2 protein-coding genes are annotated in these 3077 nt (G+C 39.5%); both read right to left on the bottom strand.

All coding sequences use genetic code 11. From position 1 onward, the window contains the following. The coding region (locus ACIQZ6_RS12785; protein ID WP_395811692.1) for a hypothetical protein at window positions 1-687 on the bottom strand (687 nt) is incomplete at its 3' end. A gap of 189 nt (window positions 688-876) precedes the next feature. Next, entirely contained in the window at window positions 877-2706 is a 1830-nt protein-coding gene (locus ACIQZ6_RS12780; protein ID WP_395811690.1) for a hypothetical protein, read from the bottom strand. Window positions 2707-3077: the final 371 nt, after the last annotated feature.

Genomic DNA, 3077 nt, shown 5'->3' with positions numbered 1-3077 from the left:
TGAACTTCCCTCAAATGCTATTCCGTTGATATTTTTTGAAGCGGCTAATTTAGTGGCGGTGCCTGCATTACCGGTTACACTCCCCGCTATGGGATTAGTCACTATTAAGTTAGCTAAGGTGCCTACGCTCGTTAAACCAGAAGCCGTAACGGTTGATTTCAAGGTAGTGCCTGCTAATGTTTCTGCAGATGCTGCTGTGGCAATCGTTATATCTGAACTTCCATCAAATGCTACACCATTGATGGTTTTTGATGCAGCTAATTTAGTGGCGGTGCCTGCATTACCGGTTATATTTGTTTGAACAACAGCACCCGTTAAAGTAGCTAATTTTATCTTTTCGGCAGTGGTATAATCATTGCTTGATAAGTCTTTGCCATCTACCTTGTCAACCTTGTTAGCTACGTCAGTTTGAATAGCCATCAATTTCCAGGCAGTACCTGTATAAAAATAAAAACCAATAGTTGCTGTGGTTTGATACACTAATAAACCTTCTGCAGGACTCACAATCGCATCTTTTTGCATTGCTGTTAATCGGGTAATTAAAACTCCTTTATTATTTCCTGATGAACTAACTTCTAAGGCTGCTGATGCTGCAGGAGTTTTAGTTCCAATACCAATTTGTGCAAAAGCAGAAACTGAACCTAGCATAAGTAATATGATGAATAGACTGCAAAAAATGAACTTCATTGGAGGATGATTTTTGATTTAATATTTCTCATGGAATTATACTAGTTCATTAGTTAGTTGCATATTTTTTTTTGCAGAATAAGTTATTTATTAGCGTTGATTTTCGAAAATCTTTAATCGAGTCTAAAGACTCTTTATTTTTTGAAAATTTCGTAGAGACGCTACGCTTAAACTACGGGAAGAGGGATATTAATCCTTGATGCAACGCACAGAAAAGCCTCCTGCACGGACAAAATCAGCTATGTATCCATTGCTAGTAATACTAAGCCCGACGCCTTTAGCATACCCAACAAGGCTAGCCGTACCAGTAAAATAGTAGCCGCGTTCATCAACAAGCTTGAGCTCGCCAGAAGCGCCGGAGCGGTAGCCTCCCATGGTCCATTTCAACGGTGAACCAAATGGATTACGATATGGCCAAGTAGCGATTTCTAGATTAAACTCTATTTCGGTTGGCAAGCGGTAACCGCTTGGGCATGGGTTGTTGACACCGCTTAGCCCTTGCCATAAATTATTGTTTTGAGAGCTCCGCCAATCAAGATTAGGAGTAGTGACTTTGATAAATAAAGAGTTGTCAGGTTGATCAATACTTGACAAGACCGTTGTGGTTGCAGAAGCCCTGAATTGATGTCCGTCGGTTCCTCTTCCCCATTGGTATAAATCTCCATAGGATGCTGCATCGGTAATACTTGTGGCTACTTGACTGGCACCTAGGTTACGGTCCATCCAGATTTTACCTGTTGCACTTGTAACGGACCCATAAGCTAACGACCAAGTAGGTTTACCACGTGTGAAAATTAAAGTTGCACCTTCATTTCCTGCTCCCACTTTAACCCAAATATTTCCATTCCAAAACAACATTTGACCAGGTGCATCGGCAGTAGGTAGCCCTCCAGAAGTCCAATTAGACGTTCCATCTCCTGCAGATGTAAGTACTTGGCCATTGCTGCCTGGAATATTAGGATAAGTGACGGCACCTGCTGTTACAGTGCCACTGGTCTTTACATTAAGGACACTTGTATTACCTAATTGAATAGTATGAACAGCAGATACTATAGCACCTGCTCCTATTGCTGTGGCATTGGTTAAGGCTCCTGAAGCAACATCAGCACCATATCCAATGGCAGTATTGGATGAGCCAGTCGTGTTACTATTAAGTGCCTGCGCACCAGTTGCAGTATTGGATGAGCCAGTCGTGTTAGCGAAAAGTGTAGATAAACCAATTGCAGTATTGCTAGCTATACTACCACCACCCTTACCAACGGTTAAGTCATTCACCTTTAAATCATATGCGCCTAAATCAACTGCAGCAATTGCTCCTGTGTAAGGTACACTTACACCAGAAGGTGTAACCCAGGTTGGCACTCCCGCTCCGTTTGAACTTAATAATTGCCCAGAGGTGCCTGTACCAGTATAGGCATGTGCTGTACCTGTTCCATATCCAATACCCCCAGTTGTGGCTACAGCTGTTGAATTTGTTCCACCATTGGCAATAGCTACAATTCCTGTTAATGTTCCTGCAGCTGCTGGTACAGTAATATCTGCACTTCCATCAAATGCTACTCCATTGATATTTTTAGAGGCAGCTAATTTAGTAGCCGTTCCTGCATTACCAATTATGGTGGTTTGATCTCCTGTATTCGTTCCCGTGATTGCAGCTAATTTGGTTTGCTCAGCATTAGTATAGTCGTTACTTGATAAACCTTTACCATCTACCTTGTCTACTTTGCTAGCTACATCAGTTTGAATAGCCATCAACTTCCAGGCAGAACCCGTAAAATAATAAAAGCCTATGGGAGCGGTGGTTTGGTAAATTAATAACCCTTCGGCTGGGCTCACAATCGCATCTTTTTGGCTAGCAGTAACTCTGGGAATTAAGATCCCTTTATTATTGCTTGTTGAACTTACTTCTAAGGCTGCCGATGGTGCAGGAGTTTTAGTTCCAATACCAATTTGTGCAAATGTTGGTACAGAACCTAGCATAAGTAACATGATGATTATATTGTAAAAAATTGACTTCATTGGATGATAATTTTTGATTTAATATTTCTGGTTAGTATTGGTAGTTTTTATATTTTTTTTTGACGCCCAAAAAAAATACACTCTTCATCTGATTGTAAATCTTGCAAACTTGCGATTCAGAGTAAAACGGGATGAATTTATATATTTTCTTTTAAATTAAAAAATATATCATTTATTTATTTATGAGACTAAATTTTTAATTTATTGTTTATATAGAACTTGCATAATTAAAATATTTCATTTTATTTAATTTTAAATTAAATTTTGCCACTACTTACTGTTTTAACCAATCAGTAAGTAGACAGGTTGTGCTGGTTATGCTAGCTTGAGAACAACTACCAATGCAATGAGCACTAATTTTCTTTAGTTTA

Origin of the sequence: Daejeonella sp. (assembly GCF_044348475.1) — a bacterium.
Lineage (GTDB): Bacteria > Bacteroidota > Bacteroidia > Sphingobacteriales > Sphingobacteriaceae > Daejeonella.
Note: the sequence above shows the minus strand (reverse complement) of the source record. Positions and strands in the feature narration are given on the sequence as shown.